This is a genomic window from Nonlabens sp. Asnod3-H03, assembly GCF_045063665.1.
Taxonomy (GTDB): Bacteria; Bacteroidota; Bacteroidia; order Flavobacteriales; family Flavobacteriaceae; genus Nonlabens; species Nonlabens ulvanivorans.
Genome location: NZ_JBEFOD010000008.1, coordinates 222,771 through 243,625 on the forward strand (window position 1 = coordinate 222,771; position 20,855 = coordinate 243,625).

Here is a 20,855-nt window from a genome sequence, read left to right on the forward strand (position 1 = left end):
TCTCTCTAAAACTATTTATTAATAGTGGCATTTACCACATTCAAGACCACCTAAATCTGCAATAGTAAGTTGTTTACCACCACGTTGCTTAGACAACTCTTCATGAATTTTTTCGTAGTACCCGTTATTTGCTAGATCTACATTAGTTTCTCTGTGACAGTTAATACACCAGCCCATCGTTAAAGGTGAGTATTGATACATAACTTCCATTTCCTCTACAGGACCATGACATTGCTGACAAGCTATATTTCCTGCCGTAACATGCTGCGCATGGTTGAAATACGCTAGGTCTGGCAAGTTATGAATACGAACCCATCTTACCGGCTGCGTTTCACCCGTAAATGCTTGCTCATCTGAATCCCATCCAGTTGCTGCATATAACTTTTGAATCTCTTTATTATAATCGACTCCATATTCATTTATACCTTCTTGGTAAGTTGCATCTGCAACTTCACCTACAGACTTATGACAATTCATACAAACATTCAATGAAGGAATACCTGAATGCTTAGACTCTCTAGCACTAGAGTGACAATACTTACACTCTATTTGATTAGTCCCAGCATGTATTCTATGCGAATAATGTATAGGTTGTACCGGAGCATAACCTTGATCCACACCAACTGACATTAAAGCACCATAAGCAAAATACGCACTCGCTAACAATAAGAACACTGCGCTTACCAATACTAAGAATTGATTCTCAGCAAAAGCCTTCCAAATAGGACGACGCACTTCTTTTTCCTCTTCAAAGTCAGTTTGAATACCATTAGCATCTGCAAACCTCTTTAATGTACTGTTTACAACAAAAAGCAAAGCAACTAATAGTACTAATATGAGCGCCAGCGCTGCCAGAACGATACTATTTAAAGAGTTATCTGTGACACCAGTAGCTTGATCACCACCTACAGCTCCCGCAACCGCAGCAGCCGGCGCAGGCTTAGGTGTATCAGTATACGCAAGAATATTATCAATGTCTGTATTCGATAATTGCGGAAAAGCATTCATCGCAGTCTGATTATACTCATTGTAAACCGCTACCGCTTGCGCATCACCACTAGCAATTAAAGCAGCTGAATTTGTAATCCAACTATACAACCACTCACGGTCATATTTTTGAGATACTTCATGTAACGCTGGCCCAACCGCTTTTTTGTAAAGTTTGTGACAAGACGCACAGTTTGCTTTAAATAAAGCCTCTCCTGCAGCTGCATTCCCAGATCCGGATGCTTCAACAGGTGCCGCTGGCTCGCCATCATTTGTGGCTGCATCCTGACCGTAAACGCTTAATGTTGAAAACGTTACAAAAACAGACGCAAGTATAAATTGCCAAGCGGAAAAATGTAATTTCCTTTTTATCATGTCTTTTACTGAATATTGCAATAAATTTGGCACAATAATTACGGTATTTTACCGTATCGTAAATGCTGCCGCAAAAATAAGGTATAAAGTCTATAATTTTGCAGCAGTTAAATTGAACAAAATAATTTATAATAATTCTAAATAAACTCGCTTTCGCGAAAGCGGAATAACAAAATCCATAGATATGCATAAGCACCTGAATTCAAGAATAGTAGTAACCGTAGCAATATTAATGTTGAGCTCCATAGCGCTTGCTCAACATTCGAATCAAGTTGAAGAAACTAAAATAGAAAGCCTTATTTCTAAAAAAATATCTATGGATAAGGAAGGAAAATTCAAAGATCGCTACACCATTCAGTTGTTTTATGGAGAAATAGAAGGGGCTAAAAAAATAGAAGCAAAATACAAAGCAAGCCCAATGACATGGGAATCAAACTTAGAATATGAAGCACCCAATTTTAAATTATGGGTAGGTAGTTACAGAAACAAATTACAAGCAGAAAGAGCGTTAATTGAAATTAAGAAAGAATTTCCTAACGCATTTATATTAAAGCCATAATTTAAATATCTCTTAAAAATCAAAAAGGCGATTTCTAACGAAATCGCCTTTTTTTATAAATAAAATTGAAAGATTATTTCAACTTTTTCTTTACCTCTACTTCACGGAAACATTCTATAATATCTCCTTCCTGAAGGTCGTTGTAGTTTTTAATTTGCATACCACATTCATATCCTTTTGCAACCTCCTTAACATCATCTTTAAACCTCTTTAAGGCAGAAAGCTCACCAGTGTAGACAACAACACTATCACGTATTAATCTTACACCACTATTACGATATATCTTACCGTCAGTAACCATACAACCAGCAATAGTTCCTACTTTAGATATTTTAAATGTTGCTCTAATCTCTGCATTACCAGTAATCTCTTCTTTAAGTTCTGGAGAAAGCATTCCCTCCATAGCATCTTTAAGGTCATTAATAGCATCATATATGATTGAGTACATGCGGATATCAACTTCTTCCTGCTCTGCAACAGATCTTGCATTACCTTGAGGTCGTACATTAAATCCGATAATGATTGCATCAGAAGCAGAAGCTAGAAGCACATCACTTTCTGTAATTGCTCCAACCGCTTTATGTATAATATTAACTTGGATCTCCTCAGTAGACAACTTCTGGAATGAATCTGTTAATGCTTCAACAGAACCATCAACATCTCCTTTCAGTATTAAGTTCAATTCTTTAAAGTCACCTAATGCAATACGACGACCAATCTCATCAAGAGAAAGAGTTTTTTGCGTTCTAACAGATTGCTCACGCTGTAGTTGAGTACGTTTTGAAGCAATATCTTTCGCTTCTTTTTCATCCTCAAACACATGGAACTTGTCACCTGCCGTAGGTGCGCCATCTAAACCTAATATTGAAACCGGTGTAGAAGGACCAGCTACATCAACGTTATTACCACGTTCATCTTGCATCGCCTTAACCTTACCATGATTACGACCTGCAAGTACGTAATCACCTATCCTCAATGTTCCTGCTTGCACTAACACGGTAGAAACATAACCACGACCTTTATCTAAGAACGCCTCTACGACAGTTCCGACAGCAGGTTTGTCTGGATTAGCTTTAAGATCTAACAATTCAGCTTCTAGCAATACTTTTTCTAATAACTCTTCAACACCTTGACCAGTTTTTGCAGAGATATCATGAGATTGGATTTTACCACCCCAATCTTCTACAAGCAAATTCATTTGAGCAAGTGCTTCTTTAATTTTTTCAGGATTAGCCGCTTCCCTATCTACCTTGTTTATTGCAAAGATAATAGGCACACCAGCTGCTTGTGCGTGACTAATTGCTTCTTTAGTTTGAGGCATCACATCATCATCTGCTGCAATTACAATAATAGCAAGGTCAGTAACTTGCGCACCACGAGCTCTCATCGCTGTAAATGCTTCGTGACCTGGTGTATCTAAGAATGCGATCTTTTGACCGTTCTTTAATTGAACACCATAAGCACCTATATGCTGTGTTATACCACCACTCTCACCTGCAATAACATTTTCTTCACGGATATAATCCAATAAAGATGTTTTACCGTGATCAACGTGACCCATAACTGTTACAATAGGAGCTCGTGTAGTTAAGTCTTCTTCACTATCCTCAACTTCAGTTATGCTCTCTTCAATATCTGCGTTAACAAACTCAACATCATAACCAAATTCTTCTGCAACAATAGAAATAGTTTCTGCATCAAGCCTTTGGTTCATTGTCACCATCATACCTAATGACATACAAGCTCCGATCACTTGGTTAACAGCAACATCCATCATAGTAGATATATCACTTACTGTTACAAACTCTGTAACTTGTAAGATTTTCTCTTCTGAATCAGCTTGTTCTTGAGCTTCAACCTTTTCACGGTGAGAATCTCTTTTATCACGACGATATCTAGCCGCTTTAGACTTAGAGGACTTTCCTTGAAGCTTTTCAAGAGTCTCTCTTACCTGCTTTTGGATTTCTTCTTCTGTAGGCTCAGCCTTAACTATAGGAGTGCGCTTTTGAGCAGGACCACGTCTATTACCACCTGAGCGATTTCCTCCAGAACCAGATGAGCCCGGAGATTTTGTTATCCTCTTACGCTTGCGCTTGTTAGGATCCTCCTTTTTCTTAGGCTTTTTAAATTGAGATAAGTCAATCGTTTTACCTGTAACTTTTAAACCACCAAGTTTCTGATACTCGGTTTTAATCTTTTCAGGCTCTTGATTTACCTCGGGAGCCTTAGCTTCAGAAGTCTTACTTTCAGTAGATTTAGTTACTGAAGTTTTTTCAACAGACTCCTTCTTTGCATCAGGCTTTTTATCTACTTTAGGCTTATCAACTTTGGATTCCACCTTAGGCGATTTCTCAACTTTAGGCTTTTGTGAAGCTACATCTTTCTTCTTAGAAACAGGTCTCTTCTTAGGTTCAAGATCTATTTTACCTTTCACCTTCGTCTCTTGCACCTTTGGACGGTTAGAAACAATTTTAGGAGAAGAATCTTCAACTACTTCAGTTGGAGCTGGCTCAACTTTCTTTTCGACTGGTTTTTGAGGCACTTCTTTCTTTTCGACAGGTTTTGCATCAGCGCCACCAGATAAATCAACTTTACCTACTTGCTTAGGACCGTCAAGAGTGGCTTTGGCTTTAATAACTTCTTGCCTTTTTTGCTTCTCTTCCTGCTCTTTCTCACGCTGCTCGCGCAACTCTTCCTGTTCTTTGCGACGCTCTTTACCAACTTCTTTAGAAGCTACCTTCTTACTCTTGTCAGTTTGAAACTCATCTGCAAGAGCCTTGTATACATCTGCATCGATTTTTGTAGTCGGTCTAGCTTCAATCTCAATTCCTTGAGCAGCTAAATGTTCTACAGCACGATCCAGAGATATATTAAATTCTCTTAGCACCTTATTGAGTCTCATGTTCTTTACTTCGGCCATAAATGGTTATGGGTTGACTTTTATTTTATCTAATCTTCAAATTCTGATTTAAGGATATTCACAACCGCAATGACTGTTTCCTCCTCTAAATCTGTACGCTTTACTAAATCAGTAACATCTTGTTCTAAGATACTTTTTGCCGTATCTAATCCAATTTTACTAAATTCCTGAATGATCCAAGGCTCAATTTCATCGCTAAACTCAGCCAGCTCAACATCTTCCTCGGCACCATCTCTAATAACATCAATATCATAGCCAGTTAATTTACCAGCTAATCTAATATTATGACCTCTTCTACCAATTGCCTTTGAAACCTCTTCAGGATTCAATCTTACTTCAGCTTTTTTAGTCTCTTCATTTATTTCCATAGAAATAATTTTTGCAGGACTTAAAGCTCTAGCAATATACAACTGAGTATTTGAAGTATAATTAATAACATCAATATTTTCATTCCCTAGCTCTCTAACAATACCATGTATACGAGAACCCTTCACTCCTACACAAGCTCCAACAGGATCAATACGATCATCATAGCTATCTACTGCTACTTTTGCTTTCTCACCTGGTTCACGAACAACTGCTTTAACAGTAATTAAACCATCGAAAACTTCTGGGATTTCTTGTTCAAAAAGCTTTTCTAAAAACTTAGGAGAAGTTCGAGAAAGTATAATATTAGGCTTATTACCTCTCAACTCAACACTCTCGATAATACCCCTAACATTCTCTCCTTTTCTAAAGAAGTCAGAACCAATCTGACGATCTTTAGGCATAATGATTTCATTTCCTTCATCATCCAACAAAATGATTGCTCTATGTCGAATGTGATGAACCTCTGCACTATACAATTCTCCTTCAAGCTCTTTAAAGTGCTTATAGATATTTGTATTATCATGCTCATGAATCTTAGCTATAAGATTTTGTCTTAATGCTAGAATTGCACGTCTACCCAACTGAATTAGCTTTACCTCTTCAGCTACATCTTCACCAACTTCATAATCTGGCTCAATTTTACGAGCTGCCGTTAATTCAATTTCTGAATTATCATCTTCAACTTCACCATCAGCGACCACAACACGGTTACGCCAGATCTCTAAATCTCCTTTATCTGGATTAATAATAATATCAAAGTTATCGTCATCGCCGTACTTTCTTTTGAGAGCACTTCTAAAAACATCTTCTAAGATCGCCATCAACGTGACACGATCTATCATTTTATCATCTTTAAACTCAGAAAAAGACTCGATCAATGCGAGATTTTCCATATTCACTTATTAATTAAATGTTATAATCACTTTTGCTTGTTTAATGTCGTCATATTTGATCGACCACTCTTTTTCAACCGTTACTTTTCCTTTCCCAATCGGTTTAGGTTCTCTCGCCTTCCACTGAATTGCAATACCTTCATCATCTGCAGACACCAGCTCACCAGTTTCTTTCTTTTTCTCCCTATCAATAACCTCTAACTGCCTACCTACATTTCTTTTAAATTGTCTAGGCAATGTAAGCGGCGCACTTGCACCAGCACTAGCTACTTCTAGAGAAAAATCAACCTCATCTCTATCTAGGTTGTGTTCCACCGCACGCGATATAAAAATACAATCAGCAACAGTCACACCTTCATCACCATCTATAATAACTTTAATGTCATTACCTCCATCTATTGTCATCTCCATAAGGAACAAATCTGGTCGCTCCTCAAAGGCATCATCGAGTAAATCTTGTACGGTATCTTTCAGCATATTTTATAAAAAGAGGGGACATCTGTCCCCTCATATTGTTTAAATACTTTGCAAATATACGACTTTTTTAGGCTTTTGCAAGCGATATTTCACACTGTCAGCTTGAAACAGAATTACTTATCTTTATAGTCCTAAATCCAACTCTATGAAAAAAATAATCGTACCTACTGATTTTTCAGAACAAGCAGACAATGCTTTGCGTGTTGCGGCAGATATAGCTCGTGAAAACAATGGTGAGATTTTCTTATTACACCAATTAGACCTTCCTTTACATCTGGCAAATAATGCCAGCTCAAATTTACCGGAAGCTGTTTTTTTTATGAAATTAGCCAAAGAAAAGTTTGACAACTTACTAAAAGCAGATTATTTAAACGACGTCACCATACATGGTGATGTTGAAACTGGCGCAGCCTTCAGCGGTATCATGGATACTGTAAAAAGACATAATGCAGACTTAATTGTAATGGGTAGCCATGGAGCTAGCGGCATGAAAAATATTTTCATAGGTTCAAATGCAGAAAAAGTAGTGCGCAATTCAGAAATACCAGTACTTGTTATTAAGGACCGTAAAAAAAGACTAGATGTTAATGAATTTGTTTTTGCAACAGATTTAGATCCAGAATCTAGTAACGCGCTTAAAGAGGCAGCTGCATTTGCAAAAGGCACTGGATGCAAATTACACTTGCTCTATGTAAATACTCCGTCAAATTTTTTAAATACTCAAAAAGCAGAACAAAAAGTAAAGGAATACCTAAAAGACATTAATGTCGAACCTACTGATTACACTATTTACAATGATTTCTCCATTGAAGAAGGTGTTTTTAACTTCACTAAAGATATTAAAGGAGACTTAATAGGTATGGCAACACATGGAAGACGCGGTATATCGCATTTCTTTAATGGCAGCGTTAGTGAAGATATTGTAAACCACTCATCCTTACCTGTTGTTACCTTTAGGATCAAATAGTTATTAATGATATCGCTTTCGCGAAAGCATAAGATAAAAAAGCACCTCGATATTTTTGAGGTGCTTTTTTACATATACAGTTATTATAAAAGCAAAAAATCCTGACTCAATTAAGAATCAGGATTTAAAAGTTGTCCCACAAGGACTCGAACCTTGAATGACGGTACCAAAAACCGGAGTGTTACCATTACACCATGGGACAAATTCGGATGCAAATTTAAAACAAATAAGTTTTTGAGCAAATAGAATTCGATTTTTTTCTCAATTAATATCATTTTTTTCAAATTGACACGTTGAATAAATATTTCACATCTCTCTAACTCAATTATAACTGAGTAAGTTGAGTTACATCATGTAGGTTAGATATATTAATATTATTTTCGCCTTAGCTAAAAAATACTATGAAATTGAATTACAATCAACTTAACAAAATAGCTGGCTGGGTCGTATTTGCGATCGCCTTAATCACCTACTGGCTTACTGTTGAACCTACCGTAAGTTTTTGGGACGCAGGTGAATACATAGCCACTTCATCTGGACTTCAAGTAGGACATCCACCAGGAGCACCTCTTTATCAAATGCTAGGTGCGTTTTTCTCCATGTTTGCTTTAGATAAAAGTCAAATCGCATATATGGTTAACATGATGTCTGTTTTCTCCAGTGCGTTTACAATCTTATTCATGTTTTGGTCTCTAACGCTTTTATTAAAAAGACATGTCTTAAGAGAGGCTAGTAATGATTTTATGATTTTAGGAGCGGCAGCTATAGGTAGTCTTGCTTATACTTTTTCCGATAGTTTTTGGTTTAATGCTGTTGAGGCAGAGGTTTATGCTCCTGCTGCCCTATTAATGAGCGCATTATTTTACATGGGGTTATTGTGGGAACGAGATATGTTTTTACCTCGAGGTAATAAATGGCTAGTACTAATATCCTTTACGGTAGGTCTATCATTCGGCGTTCACTTTATGGGAATACTTACGATTCCGGCTATTGGAATGCTTTGGTATTTTAAGCATTATAAGAAAATTACACCTTTGAACTTTGTTATCGCAAATATTTCAGTCGTTGCTGTATTACTTTTTGTTTTCAAATTACTACTACCATATACGCTGTCTATTTTTGGATACATGGAAGTATTTTTTGTTAATGATATAGGATTACCTTTTAACTCTGGTTCTATTATAATGTTAATCCTAGTGATTGCATTGTTTGTTTTCTTGATTCGATTTTCGCGTAAGCGTAATAAACCTTTATTAAACACTATTACACTATGTGTCATGTTTGTACTAATAGGGTTTTCTTCATGGACTATGTTGCCTATACGAGCTAATGCTGGGACTCCTATCAACGAAAACAACCCAAATGATGCCCGTGCACTATTAGCTTATTATAATCGTGAGCAATATCCAGCACCAGCTTTATTTTATGGAGAAGCATTCACAGATATCTATGCAGGATTAGATCCTGAAACCCCATATCTAGACGAAAAACCTAAGTATGAAAAGGATCATAAATTAGGAAAGTATGTAATCGTAAATAATTATAAGAATTCTTTACAAAACACACACGATGACCATAAAGGTTTATTCCCAAGAATGACGGACCCATCTAGAGCGACTAATTATATAGACTTTATGGGTGGTTTAAATTACTATGTTAAGCCAGAATATGCGTCTAGTATGGAATTGCAAACTGTTCTCGCAGATTACAAACGCAATTATGAAAATGGTCGTATAAGTGCACAGGAATATGTAGATTTTCTAGTAGAATTAAGAGAAGCTGTTGTTATTGAAAAACCTGATGGGCTAGACAACGCTTCTTACTTTTTGAACTATCAAGTACAATATATGTACATGAGATACTTTATGTGGAATTTCACTGGTAGACAGAATGACATTCAAGGAGAAGGAGATCCTTTTAACGGTAACTGGATTAGCGGAATACCTTTTATAGATGAATGGCATCTAGGAACTCAAGACAACCTCTCTGAGGACATGCTCAATAATAAAGGTCGAAACACCTATTTCTTTTTACCGCTAATATTAGGTCTCATAGGTATGATTTTTCATGCTAAAAAAGATTTGAAGTCATTTTATGTGACGCTGGTACTTTTCTTATTTACAGGGCTAGCAATTATAGTCTACCTTAATCAAAGTATGTATCAGGTTCGTGAACGTGATTATGCTTATGTGGGTTCTTTCTTAGTATTTGCCATGTGGATAGGTATGGGCGTTTATGCTATTTATGAAGGTATTAAAGATTCTATATCTGTAAAAACAGCAAGAATTCTATCTCTTACCGTTTGTTTTGCAGCGGTTCCATTATTAATGGCATTTCAAAACTGGGATGATCATGATCGATCTGGAAAATATTCAGCTTTAACTAGTGCAAAAAAATACCTAGACAGCTGTTTACCTGATGCATTAATCTTTACGATAGGTGATAATGACACTTTCCCATTATGGTATTTACAGGAAGTAGAAGGTTATCGAACAGATGTGAGAGTAGTTTGCACATCATTACTTGCTACAGATTGGTACATGGACGACATGAAGAAGAAAGCGTGGGATAGTGATCCAGTACCTTCTACATTAACACATGATAAGTACACCTATGGTACCAGAGATGCCTTATGGTTTGCAGATAAAGAGCGTGTATTGCAGCGTACCGGTGGAAAAAGTTCTTTACCTGACACCTTGGACCTTAAAGACTGGATGGAATGGGTGGCAAGTGATAAGAAAATTACTCAAGAACAAATGCGTAACGATCATTGGGAACATACTTTCCCTACAAAATTCATACGCATACCTGTAAATAAAGAAGCGGTTCTTAAAAATGGCGTTGTACCTCAACGAGACGCTGATAAGATAGTTGATGAAATTGTCATTGAAATTAATAGCAGCTTAGTTTATAAGAACAGAATGTTTATGTTAGATATTATCAATGCCAACAACTGGGAACGCCCTATCTACTTTTCTGGTGGAGCATTTGGCGATGATGACTACATATGGATGAAAGACTATCTACAATTAGACGGCTGCGCATTCAGATTATTACCTATTAAGACTGAGCCAGAAAATAGACGTGATCCATTTGATATGGGACGTGTAGATCCAGACCGTGGTTATGAGATTCTTAAAAAATGGGATTGGAGAAATAGCGGTAATCCAGATATGTACTATGATGTAGAAACCAGACGTAATAGTGTAGGTTATCGCAGCAATGTAACCCGTGTTGCAGAAGCACTTACTAAAGCTGGTGATTATAAAAGGGCAGAAGAGATTCTAGATTTAGGTATGGAGAAAATGCCTCTAGACCTTTATGGACATTATTCAATGATAGAACCTTTTGTAAATGGATATTATGAAGTAGGCCAGGTTGATAAAGCTCAAAATCTTTTAGATCGTGTAATTTTAAAATATCAAGATGAAATCGATTTCTATAAAGCTCTTAATATTGATGAACGTAGAGCTAGTTACTCAGACATTATTGCTGCAGTTGAACGTTACAGAAGTCTTGTAGAATCTGCCATCTTTTATGAAGACGATAAAATGGTACAAAAACACAAAGATGTTTTCAATCAATATGTTCTAGAATTCACTCAATTCTATAGCCCAGAAGAGACAATAGGCGGATCGAGTAGAGAAGAAATTCCGACGAGTGAATTGGATAATATTTTTCAAGAAGCGACAGATAATACTGTCACTGAAGATATTATAGAAACAAATCCTCAAGACACACCATAAATAATGCGTTGGTATCCTGATATAATAAAAGACTGGTTTTCTAGTCTGTTTTCAGGATACCTATGGCATGGTTCCCGCGAGGATAAAGTTGTTTATATCACCTTTGACGATGGGCCGCATCCTGTTGTGACACCTTATGTATTACAAGAATTAGAACGGTACGATTTTAAGGCTACTTTCTTTTGTATAGGTGATTGTGTTCAACGTCATACTGATATTTATGACCTTTTACCTATTAAAGGTCACGCGGTAGGCAATCATACTTTTCATCATCTAAATAGTTGGAAAACCACAACCACCAGCTATCTAGAAGATGTTGATTTAGCAAATTCTGTTATAAATTCTCAATTATTCCGTCCACCCTATGGAAGAATCACTTCCAGTATTGCAAAGAGCTTAAGGGTTCAAGGTTATAAAATAGTATTATGGGATGTTTTATCAGGTGATTTTGATATAAACCGCAGCGCTACATCATGTTTAAAAAACCTTGAGAAGAATACTAGAAACGGTAGCATTATCGTGTTTCACGATAGCGAAAAAGCCTTTGAAAAATTAAAAGTAATTTTACCTAAATATTTTAGATTTCTAGAATCTGAAGGCTATAAAACAGCCATTATTAAACATACTGCTTCAACAAAGTAATCAGGGAATTAGAATCCTGGACACCACTTTGCCTCCATTTCATCTCTCCATTTCTGTAAATAATAAGAGTAGGTAATCCCTTTATACGCAAGGCATCACTTAATTCTGGATTTTTATCTACATTAATTTTAATAACCTTTGCATTGTCACCTATCGCGGCTGCAACATCTCTTAAAACTTCATGCATGCCCACAGAATCCTCATTCCATTCTGTAAAGAAGTTGAGTAAAACTGGCACATCGGCACTTATAAGTTCCCCAAATTTTGACATAATCAACTAGTTAGCTTATCAAATGTACGTAAAAAGCATTATAGAATCACTAATGTATTCTTAACAAGCTCTCAACGAGTATTAGTTTATAATATTCTTTGATTTTTTTAAGGTTATCACAGTAATCTCTGGCCAGATCCCAGCTCTTCCCGAATAGCCCAGAAATCCAAAACCACGATTGACATTTATAAACCTACCAAACTCTTTATAAATACCAGCCCACCTTTTATAAACAAACCACGCAGGACTTAATTTTATAAAACCAGGAATCTCGATTCCAAATTGCATTCCATGAGTGTGACCACTTAAAGTTAAGTGATAATTTAAATCATTATGCCTCACATCATCTTCCCAGTGTGAAGGATCATGGCTTAATAAAATTTTAAAATCGTTCTCAGTTAAACCTACTGAGGCTTTATTTAAATCACCATATTTTGGAAAACGCCCATTCCCAATATTTTCAACACCGACGACATTCAGTAAATCATTACCTCGCTTTATTGCAATATTTTCATCTCGCAATAATCGCCAGCCCATCTGCTTTTGTATACTATATAACTTTTCCATGTTTGCTTTCTTTAAAGCAAACACCTCTTCTCTAGTTCCTTCCCAACTATAATAATCTCCATAATCATGATTCCCTAAAACAGAATAAACACCGTCGCTTGCGCTCAACTTTCCAAAAACGTCTTCCCATCCATGCATTTCTGTGCTTATATTATTGACCAGATCTCCAGTAAAAAAAATAGCATCACTGCCTTGTTTATTAACTAAGTCTATCGCATACTCGACTTCTTCCCTATCGTCAAAACTCCCAACATGTATATCACTAATCTGTGTCACTTTATACCCATCAAAAGCCTCTGGCAAATCATTAAAACTCAATTCATACTCACGCACTTGATAATTATATTTCCCTTTCCATGCTCCGTAAAGAATTGCTCCAAATGGTAAGGCTGCTAATCCCAACCCTACTTTTGAAATAAACGCTCTTCTACTAGGTAAAAAGGATTGATCTGGAGTTTGCTTTCGCGAAAGCGAGTAATAAACACCTTCAAAAAACCTAAAAATATCCTCTCCTAACATAACAAGCACAAAGATGAATTGCGCTGCTAAAAATGCTAAAAACAAGGTGATGGCAAGGTCTCTTGCCCCAGAAACAACACCGCGATTAGGATTCAAATAGAACTGTAGAAATACATTTCCTATAACTAAAACTGTAATTCCTAGATAAACCCATTTCCACCAATGACCGCGAGATAAGGTCCTAATCAGTTGGAAAGAATAAATTTCAAGTAAAATTACTATGGCAAAAAATATAATAAAACGCATCGTGCGAATCTATTGCATAAATCAGCATTAAAATGTTGGTAGATTGTTAAACTAAAGTTGATCTTATGGCAAACAAGTATCTTGCGCAATCATTAAAACTACTTGCCACATAAATCAATAATCTTTTAATAAATGACTAAAAACGATCCCTACGCAGCGTTACGTTTTAAAGAATTCAACATTTTTTTGATGATGCGTTTTTTACTAGTATTTGGTTGGTCCATGCAATTTATTGTGATTGAATGGCAGGTATATGAGTTAACTAATGATGCATTATCGATGGGAATCATAGGGTTAATGGAATTTATCCCAGCTTTTTGTATGGCATTATTTGCTGGTCACATTGTGGATCAGAGAGAAAAACGCAATTTACTAGCACTTTGTATAGGCGCATTTTCGTTAATTAGCTTGGGGTTATTTTTACTTACCTGGCCTACAATTGTAGAAAACTGGTCTACAAATAGGATTTTGTATTGCATATATGCTCTAGTATTTTTCGGTGGTATTTTAAGGTCTTTCTTTGGCCCTATTCTTTTTTCATTAATCGCTTTACTCGTTCCTAAAAAAGCATATCCTAATGCAGCAACTTGGAGCAGTTCTGCCTGGCAAATTGCATCAGTTGCAGGACTCGCTTTTTCAGGGTTTGCGATTAGTTGGTTTGGTGTACACTGGTCATTATGCATTGTTTTTAGCATGGTTTCTCTCGCTTTTATTACCGTATTCTTTATTTCCAAAAAGCCTATTCATAACACAAAAATTAACGAACCTATTTTACAAAGTTTAAAAGAAGGTTTAGGATTTGTATTTAAGACCAAAGCGATTTTAGGAGCATTAACACTAGACATGATTTCTGTATTATTTGGTGGTGCGGTAATGTTACTACCCATCTTTGCCAAAGAAATTTTAGATGTCGGTAGTGAAGGATTTGGCATCTTACGCGCTGCGCCATCCGTAGGTGCGATTCTAACCATGATAGCTACAGCTTACATTCCTATTAGTAAAAATGCTGGAATGAAATTACTCATGGCTGTTTTTGGTTTTGGAGTTTGCATTATTGTTTTCGGGCTTTCTACATCGTTCTGGATTTCTGTTATAGCTCTATTTTTCAGTGGAGTTACAGATGGTGTTTCTATGGTCATACGTCAGACCATTTTACAACTTAAAACTCCAGATCACATGCGTGGTCGTGTAGCTTCTGTAAACTCTATGTTTGTAGGATCTTCTAACGAATTGGGCGGTTTTGAAAGTGGTGTCACAGCAAAATTAATGGGAACCGTAACAGCCGTTGTTTTTGGTGGCACCATGACTTTAATAACCGTGATTACTACCGCATTGGTCTCTCCTACTTTTAGAAAACTAGATTTGAGAAAGGATTTTGAAGAGAATACAGTTACGGATTGAAAAAAAGTCAAAGCCTTTAGACCAATAAGACTCAATCTACCACCGAAAATTTTACACTATAAAAATTAAGCATGTTCTTTATTTCATCGATTTTTTCTAAATTGTTGACTTCATAAATAAAAATTTCACTTTCGTCTTGATCATTTAAAATTTCACTCATCTCATTTAGACTTATTTTCTCATCGTGATAAGATAGAGAACTCAAAAGATTCAAAAAACTTATACTCTCTTGCCCATTCCTTTGAATAACTAGTTTCATAATATTGTTTACCTCTGGATAATTCGTTGCAATATTAAAATTTTCTCTACTTATCCATTCAATAATCATAACTAACTGATAACTACCAAACGATTATTGTTTTCCCGCTTTCGCGAAAGCGAAATACTTATCTAGCTATTGCTAATTAAAAGGGTTAAGTCTTGTGCATAAAAAGTCATAAATGCTGTTTTGAATTCCTATTTTCCTAGGTTCGTTTTTTATCTTTAGCACTCATAAAATTTGAAGATGACTAACGACGGTTCTAACGATAAAAGATTATTTCTCCTAGACGCTTATGCCTTAATATTTAGAGGTTATTATGCACTTATTAAAAACCCTAGAATTAATAGTGCTGGTATGGACACTAGTGCGATTATGGGTTTTACAAACTCGCTTTTTGATGTTATAAGACGAGAGAAACCAGAATATCTAGCCGTTGCCTTTGACAAAGGTGGAAGTACAGATCGTGTGGAGATGTATGAAGACTACAAGGCAAATCGAGATGAAACACCTGAGGCAATTAAAATAGCGGTGCCTTATATCATGCGTATTTTAAAAGCCATGCACATTCCTATTGAAGTCGTAGAAGGAATCGAGGCAGATGATTTAATAGGAACACTAGCAAAGCAAGCCGAAAAAGAAGGCTTTACTACTTATATGGTAACACCAGATAAGGATTATGCTCAATTAGTTTCTGAAAATATATTCATGTACAAACCTGCCCGAATGGGTAATGGAATAGAAATATGGGGAATTCCTGAGGTACAAAAAAGATTTGAAGTAGAGCGACCTGAACAAGTGATCGATTATCTAGGAATGATGGGAGATGCTAGTGATAACATCCCTGGATTACCTGGTGTAGGAGACAAAACTGCCAAAAAATTCATAGCCGCTTACGGCTCTATGGAAGGGCTTCTTGCTAATACTGATCAACTGAAAGGTAAGATGAAAGAAAAAGTTATCGCCAATGCAGAGTTGGGATTGCTTTCTAAAAAACTAGCGACCATAAGACTAGATTGCCCTGTCACTTTTAATGCAAAAAATTATGAGTTAGACGATCCTAATGTAGAAGCTGTTCATGAGATTTTTGACGAATTAGAATTCCGTCGTGCAAAAGAAACCTTGGCAAAGATATTTTCTAAAGAATTGCCGGAAACGAAATCAAATGTTAGTTCAAAATCTGTTTCAAATTCCTCTGCAGGAGCTGGTCAGTTCTCTTTATTTGATGCTCCAGGTTCTGGCACAGCATCAGAGTCTGAATCTACCGGTCGTAAAACACTAGCCACTAGCGATCATTTGTACCAACTCGTTCAAGAAGGAATGGGAACTAAATTGTTCTTACAATCGTTGATGCAACAATCAAGTGTTTGTTTTGATACAGAAACAACAGGACTAGATCCACTTACCGCAGAATTAGTAGGAATCGCATTTTCTTGGGAAAAAGGAAAAGGATTTTACTTACCGATTCCTGAAGATCGAGACGTTGCACAGGCTATTGTCGATCAATTAAAACCATTCTTTGAGAGTACATCCATTGAGAAAGTAGGTCAAAACTTAAAATATGATATTAAAGTACTGGATAAATATGGCGTCGATGTTAAAGGACCTATGTTCGATACCATGCTAGCTCATTATCTTATAAATCCTGATATGCGTCATAACATGGACGTACTGGCCGAAACGTATTTAAATTACACACCACAATCTATAGTTGAACTAATAGGTAAAAAAGGAAAGAACCAACTTTCTATGCGTGATGTGGATCTGGAAAAACAAAAGGAATATGCGGTTGAGGATGCCGATGTTACTTTACAACTCAAAGAACATTTCACGCCAGAACTAGCTAGTGCAGGAACGGACAAGTTGTTTAAAGATATAGAAATGCCTTTACTAGATGTACTGGCTGCGATGGAAATAGAAGGGATTAATCTAGATGAAGATTTTTTGAGCTCACTATCTGGTGATTTAGAAACAGATATCGCTCAACTAGAAAAAGACATTTATGAGGTCGCAGGAGAAGAGTTCAATATAGGTTCTCCTAAACAACTAGGTATTATTCTTTTTGAAAAACTCAAGCTTGTTGACAAACCTAAAAAAACCAAAACTGGGCAATATTCAACGGCTGAAGATGTCCTAAGTTACCTCGCAAAAGATCATGCAATTATTCAAAATGTCCTCGATTATCGTGGCTTGAGCAAATTGAAATCTACTTATGTTGATGCTCTACCTAATCAGGTAGATCCCAAAACGCAACGCATTCACACGAACTATATGCAAACTGTTGCGGCAACTGGCCGTTTAAGTTCTACAGATCCTAACTTACAAAACATTCCTATTCGTACTGAGCGTGGTCGTCAAGTGCGTAAGGCATTTATACCAAGAGATGAAAATTATACACTTGTAGCTGCCGATTATTCTCAAATAGAACTACGTATTATTGCTGCGTTAAGTGAAGAAGAAAATATGATTGCTGCATTCCAAAGCGGTGAAGATATTCATGCTTCTACAGCTGCAAAAGTTTTTAATGTTGCTCTAGAAGATGTGACAAGAGAACAACGTAGTAATGCAAAGACAGTGAACTTTGGAATCATCTATGGAGTAAGTGCCTTTGGGTTAAGTAATCAAACCGACTTATCTCGTGGCGAAGCAAAAGAGTTGATTGACACCTATTATGCTACCTATCCTAAACTAAAAGCATATATGCAAGATCAAGTAGATTTTGCTCGTGAGAATGGTTATGTAGAAACAGTTTTAGGTAGACGTCGTTATTTAAAAGATATTAATAGCTCTAACGCGGTAGTACGAGGCGCAGCAGAGCGTAATGCTGTTAATGCACCTATACAAGGAAGTGCTGCAGACATTATCAAGATTGCAATGATTAACATTCATAAAAAGTTTGAAGAAATGAATTGCAAGTCTAAAATGTTGCTTCAAGTACATGATGAACTTGTTTTTGATATTCATAATGACGAGTTAGAAGATATGAAAAAACTGATTCAAGATGAAATGCAAAATGCTTATAAAATGACCGTTCCACTAGATGTGGAAGTTGGAATTGGACAGAATTGGTTAGAGGCGCATTAATTAATCATTAATGCGAAACCACTAATCGTTCAGTTTGAACCTGATTGCCTGAATGAATTTTTAAAACATACATTCCGTTATCGTAATTAGAAACGTCTAGTGTATGGCATTCGCTAGTCTTTTCAATAACTCGCTGTCCCAGCATCGTGTATAGCTCGATACCATCTATGGTCGTCGTGCTCGCAATAGAAACTAACTCGCTAGATGGATTAGGATAAACCGTTGCGTTAATAGTATCTGCATCTGTAAGACTTAAGGTATTTTGATAGACACGCACATAATCTATGACCATACTACTTTGTGAAAAGCTAGGATCTATAGTGCCTGCAACGCCGCCCATAGCAATGTTTAATAACAAATATTGATCTTCATAAAACGGATAGGTGTTTACATCTTTTACTACAGGATTATACGTGTAAAAAGGTACATCGTCTATCAAGAAAGTGATTTGTTGTGGCGACCAGTTCATAGAGTATATATGAAAATCATTAGCAACATCCGGTAACGTTGTTGACTGAAAATTCATTGTATTTCCAGAACATCCTCCGCAATTAGTATGTAAAGCACTAGATACATGATTAACAGCACCTAATCCATGCTCCATAATATCTATCTCACCGCATAAAGGCCAGTTAGTTGTCCCATGAGTACTATCCCAGTAACCACCATTTTCATTAATATTTTTACCTAGAGTCCATATCGCAGGCCATGTCCCATCGCCAAAAGGTAATTTTGCTCTCACATCTACTCTTCCATATGTGAATGCAAATTTTGAATTAAGTCTAGCACTGGTATATTGTTTGGTCTGTCCTTGATCTGTAAAATTCTCTCGTTTTGCAACGATGTTCAAAAATCCGTTTTCTACAAAAGAATTATCAATCCTATTAGTATAATGCTGTTGCTCACCATTAAACCAACTATTGCCATTAGGCAATAAGGTTTGATGAAACCATTTTGTAGCGTCTATAGGATTATTGGCTCCAGCATTATCAAACTCATCAAACCACACTAAATCTGTATACACCACATCTATCGGGTTAGGAGTGACAACAACAGCACCATTATTAATTTGGTCTATGAGATAAGTACCTGGTATATTAGACCCATAATCAATGAAAATCGTTACCCGACTGTATTGTCCTATAGCAGAGATCATATTACCAGAGGCGCTCTCAATAGCGCTAGAGAAGTCAAAATTAATATCTAGCCAGTTGTTTGCAGCTCCATTGGACTGACCTAACACCTCTACATCTGGTTGATTTCCATTTTCTAACTTTAATAAGATACTATGGGCGTTAGGATCAAACGCATAAAATCTCAAAGTCACATTCTGATCTACATTCAAATCTACTGCAGTAGAAAGATCTCTAAAAAATCCCTGATTGGACTGATTACCATCATTGAAAAATTGACCTACGTTGTTTGAGGACTGTAATGGATCTGTTCTAAAAGAAAAAGAAGAGCCAGAAAATCCTGTAAACGGAAATTGATTTCCCTCAAAATCTAAAGGGAATTGTTGTGCTTGTGCAAACTGTAAACCGAAGAGTAATGCAATAAGGCAAACGCGATAAATCAAAATCATGACTTTTTTTTGCGAAGCTAGTCTCCACAATCTTAAGTATTGGACAATCCACCACTACAAAAACTATACTAGGTGTCTAAACCGCGTAAATAAGACCGCGATTATGATAAAAAATCAATTCTATACTTAATTATCTATATGCCTTAAAAATCACGACGATTTGATTAGTTCTATCATTTGTAGTCGATCCAGCTAGAAAATTATCTACGTTTAATGTAAATCCATCATCAGTAAAGTTTACTAATGAAGCAGATATTAATCCACCTTGATCATCAGTACCTCCAGTAGGCGATCCATTATCATGAATAGGCTCACCATTATTATTTACAAAATAAGCAGCTATACAATGACTGTCTGAAGAATAAGTACCTATATTGTTAATACTAGAACCATTTGCTCCATTAGAGATTACCTGTTGATCTATACCTGTACCATAATCTTGTGCATATCCCATAGTTTGACCACCAGCCATTCTGATGTCATTTGAATTATTTGAAGCTGATCTGTAACCACCATCATTAAAACCTTGAATTCTATTAACAGCGGTAAATTCTATAGCACTAGGTTGAAAAGGCAGATCCTCTATAACAATAGTTCCTGCAGCTGTGATTAACAACTTACCAAAATACACCTGTGGTTGATTATCACTTACGACTAGATTCCATTTACTATCCTGCCAGAAGTAAAATCCTGTTAAAGGAACTCCACCTGTACCTGTATTCCATATCATTGTTCCATCTACTAGACTAGCTCCATTAGGGTTAGTAACAGGAGAAGCAGTATTTAAGTCTGTTAGAGCAATACGAGGCACTAACAATCCAGAGTCAGTAGAAGATATATCTAGAGCCGCCATAGGCACATCAGTATCAATCCCTACTTGTGCATGACTATAAACACTCGCCAGCGTCATAATCATAAGTGTAAAAATAAATTTGAGCATTAATTTTTTAGTTTTCATAATTCAATTCTAAAATTGTACATATCAAACTTC

15 protein-coding genes and 1 tRNA gene are annotated in these 20,855 nt (G+C 36.3%); 6 read left to right on the forward strand and 10 right to left on the reverse strand.

The genetic code is table 11. From position 1 onward, the window contains the following. Positions 1-18 precede the first annotated feature (18 nt). Complete coding sequence (locus ACJJVI_RS04255; protein WP_042270936.1) at positions 19-1,362, reverse strand: c-type cytochrome; 1,344 nt, start codon at positions 1,360-1,362, stop codon at positions 19-21. 184 nt (positions 1,363-1,546) lie between these two features. On the opposite strand from ACJJVI_RS04255, the gene ACJJVI_RS04260 reads away from it, so the two are divergent. Further along, positions 1,547-1,921, forward strand: a complete 375-nt coding sequence (locus tag ACJJVI_RS04260) for an SPOR domain-containing protein (protein ID WP_405350589.1) — start codon at positions 1,547-1,549, stop codon at positions 1,919-1,921. Positions 1,922-1,994: 73 nt separating this feature from the next. On the opposite strand, the gene infB is transcribed toward ACJJVI_RS04260, so the two are convergent. Genes infB through rimP form a run of 3 tightly spaced genes read right to left on the reverse strand, consistent with a single transcriptional unit; the run spans position 1,995 to position 6,580 of the window. Further along, positions 1,995-4,841, reverse strand: a complete 2,847-nt coding sequence (infB, locus tag ACJJVI_RS04265) for a translation initiation factor IF-2 (RefSeq protein WP_348022203.1) — start codon at positions 4,839-4,841, stop codon at positions 1,995-1,997. Positions 4,842-4,870: 29 nt separating this feature from the next. Then, positions 4,871-6,103: a transcription termination factor NusA gene (gene nusA, locus ACJJVI_RS04270; protein ID WP_036583886.1), complete on the reverse strand. Its 1,233-nt coding sequence runs from the start codon at positions 6,101-6,103 to the stop codon at positions 4,871-4,873. A gap of 9 nt (positions 6,104-6,112) precedes the next feature. After that, entirely contained in the window at positions 6,113-6,580 is a 468-nt protein-coding gene (rimP, locus tag ACJJVI_RS04275) for a ribosome assembly cofactor RimP (protein WP_042247192.1), read from the reverse strand. A 145-nt stretch (positions 6,581-6,725) separates the two neighbouring features. On the opposite strand from rimP, the gene ACJJVI_RS04280 reads away from it, so the two are divergent. Beyond that, a complete protein-coding gene (locus ACJJVI_RS04280) occupies positions 6,726-7,547 on the forward strand; it encodes a universal stress protein (RefSeq protein WP_036583881.1) in 822 nt (273 codons plus the stop codon). 131 nt (positions 7,548-7,678) lie between these two features. On the opposite strand, the gene ACJJVI_RS04285 is transcribed toward ACJJVI_RS04280, so the two are convergent. Next, positions 7,679-7,749, reverse strand: a tRNA-Gln gene (locus ACJJVI_RS04285). 199 nt (positions 7,750-7,948) lie between these two features. Between ACJJVI_RS04285 and ACJJVI_RS04290 the strand changes: the two genes are divergently transcribed. Next, the gene (locus tag ACJJVI_RS04290; protein ID WP_405350592.1) at positions 7,949-11,293 is read left to right on the forward strand and encodes a DUF2723 domain-containing protein; all 3,345 of its coding nucleotides are present in this window, start codon (positions 7,949-7,951) and stop codon (positions 11,291-11,293) included. Positions 11,294-11,296: 3 nt separating this feature from the next. Continuing rightward, positions 11,297-11,935, forward strand: coding sequence for a polysaccharide deacetylase family protein (locus tag ACJJVI_RS04295; protein WP_036583876.1), 639 nt, complete (start codon positions 11,297-11,299; stop codon positions 11,933-11,935). Here the strand turns inward: ACJJVI_RS04295 and ACJJVI_RS04300 are convergent. Further along, positions 11,910-12,206, reverse strand: a complete 297-nt coding sequence (locus ACJJVI_RS04300; RefSeq protein ID WP_036583873.1) for a co-chaperone YbbN — start codon at positions 12,204-12,206, stop codon at positions 11,910-11,912. The genes ACJJVI_RS04295 and ACJJVI_RS04300 overlap by 26 nt on opposite strands. 81 nt (positions 12,207-12,287) lie before the next feature. Next, positions 12,288-13,538, reverse strand: coding sequence for a metallophosphoesterase (locus ACJJVI_RS04305; protein WP_405350595.1), 1,251 nt, complete (start codon positions 13,536-13,538; stop codon positions 12,288-12,290). Between the two features lie 132 nt (positions 13,539-13,670). Between ACJJVI_RS04305 and ACJJVI_RS04310 the strand changes: the two genes are divergently transcribed. After that, positions 13,671-14,939 (forward strand): MFS transporter, encoded by a 1,269-nt coding sequence (locus tag ACJJVI_RS04310; protein WP_405350596.1) that lies wholly within the window; start codon positions 13,671-13,673, stop codon positions 14,937-14,939. Positions 14,940-14,970: 31 nt separating this feature from the next. On the opposite strand, the gene ACJJVI_RS04315 is transcribed toward ACJJVI_RS04310, so the two are convergent. Next, on the reverse strand, positions 14,971-15,267 hold the full coding sequence (locus ACJJVI_RS04315) for a hypothetical protein (RefSeq protein WP_042247183.1): 297 nt from the start codon (positions 15,265-15,267) through the stop codon (positions 14,971-14,973). Between the two features lie 177 nt (positions 15,268-15,444). On the opposite strand from ACJJVI_RS04315, the gene polA reads away from it, so the two are divergent. After that, positions 15,445-18,282 (forward strand): DNA polymerase I, encoded by a 2,838-nt coding sequence (gene polA / locus ACJJVI_RS04320; RefSeq protein ID WP_405350600.1) that lies wholly within the window; start codon positions 15,445-15,447, stop codon positions 18,280-18,282. A gap of 7 nt (positions 18,283-18,289) precedes the next feature. Here polA and ACJJVI_RS04325 read toward each other — a convergent pair whose 3' ends face one another. Continuing rightward, entirely contained in the window at positions 18,290-19,864 is a 1,575-nt protein-coding gene (locus ACJJVI_RS04325) for a family 16 glycosylhydrolase (RefSeq protein WP_405350601.1), read from the reverse strand. A 130-nt stretch (positions 19,865-19,994) separates the two neighbouring features. Then, positions 19,995-20,822 (reverse strand): hypothetical protein, encoded by an 828-nt coding sequence (locus ACJJVI_RS04330; RefSeq protein ID WP_036583861.1) that lies wholly within the window; start codon positions 20,820-20,822, stop codon positions 19,995-19,997. Between the last annotated feature and the right edge of the window lie 33 nt (positions 20,823-20,855).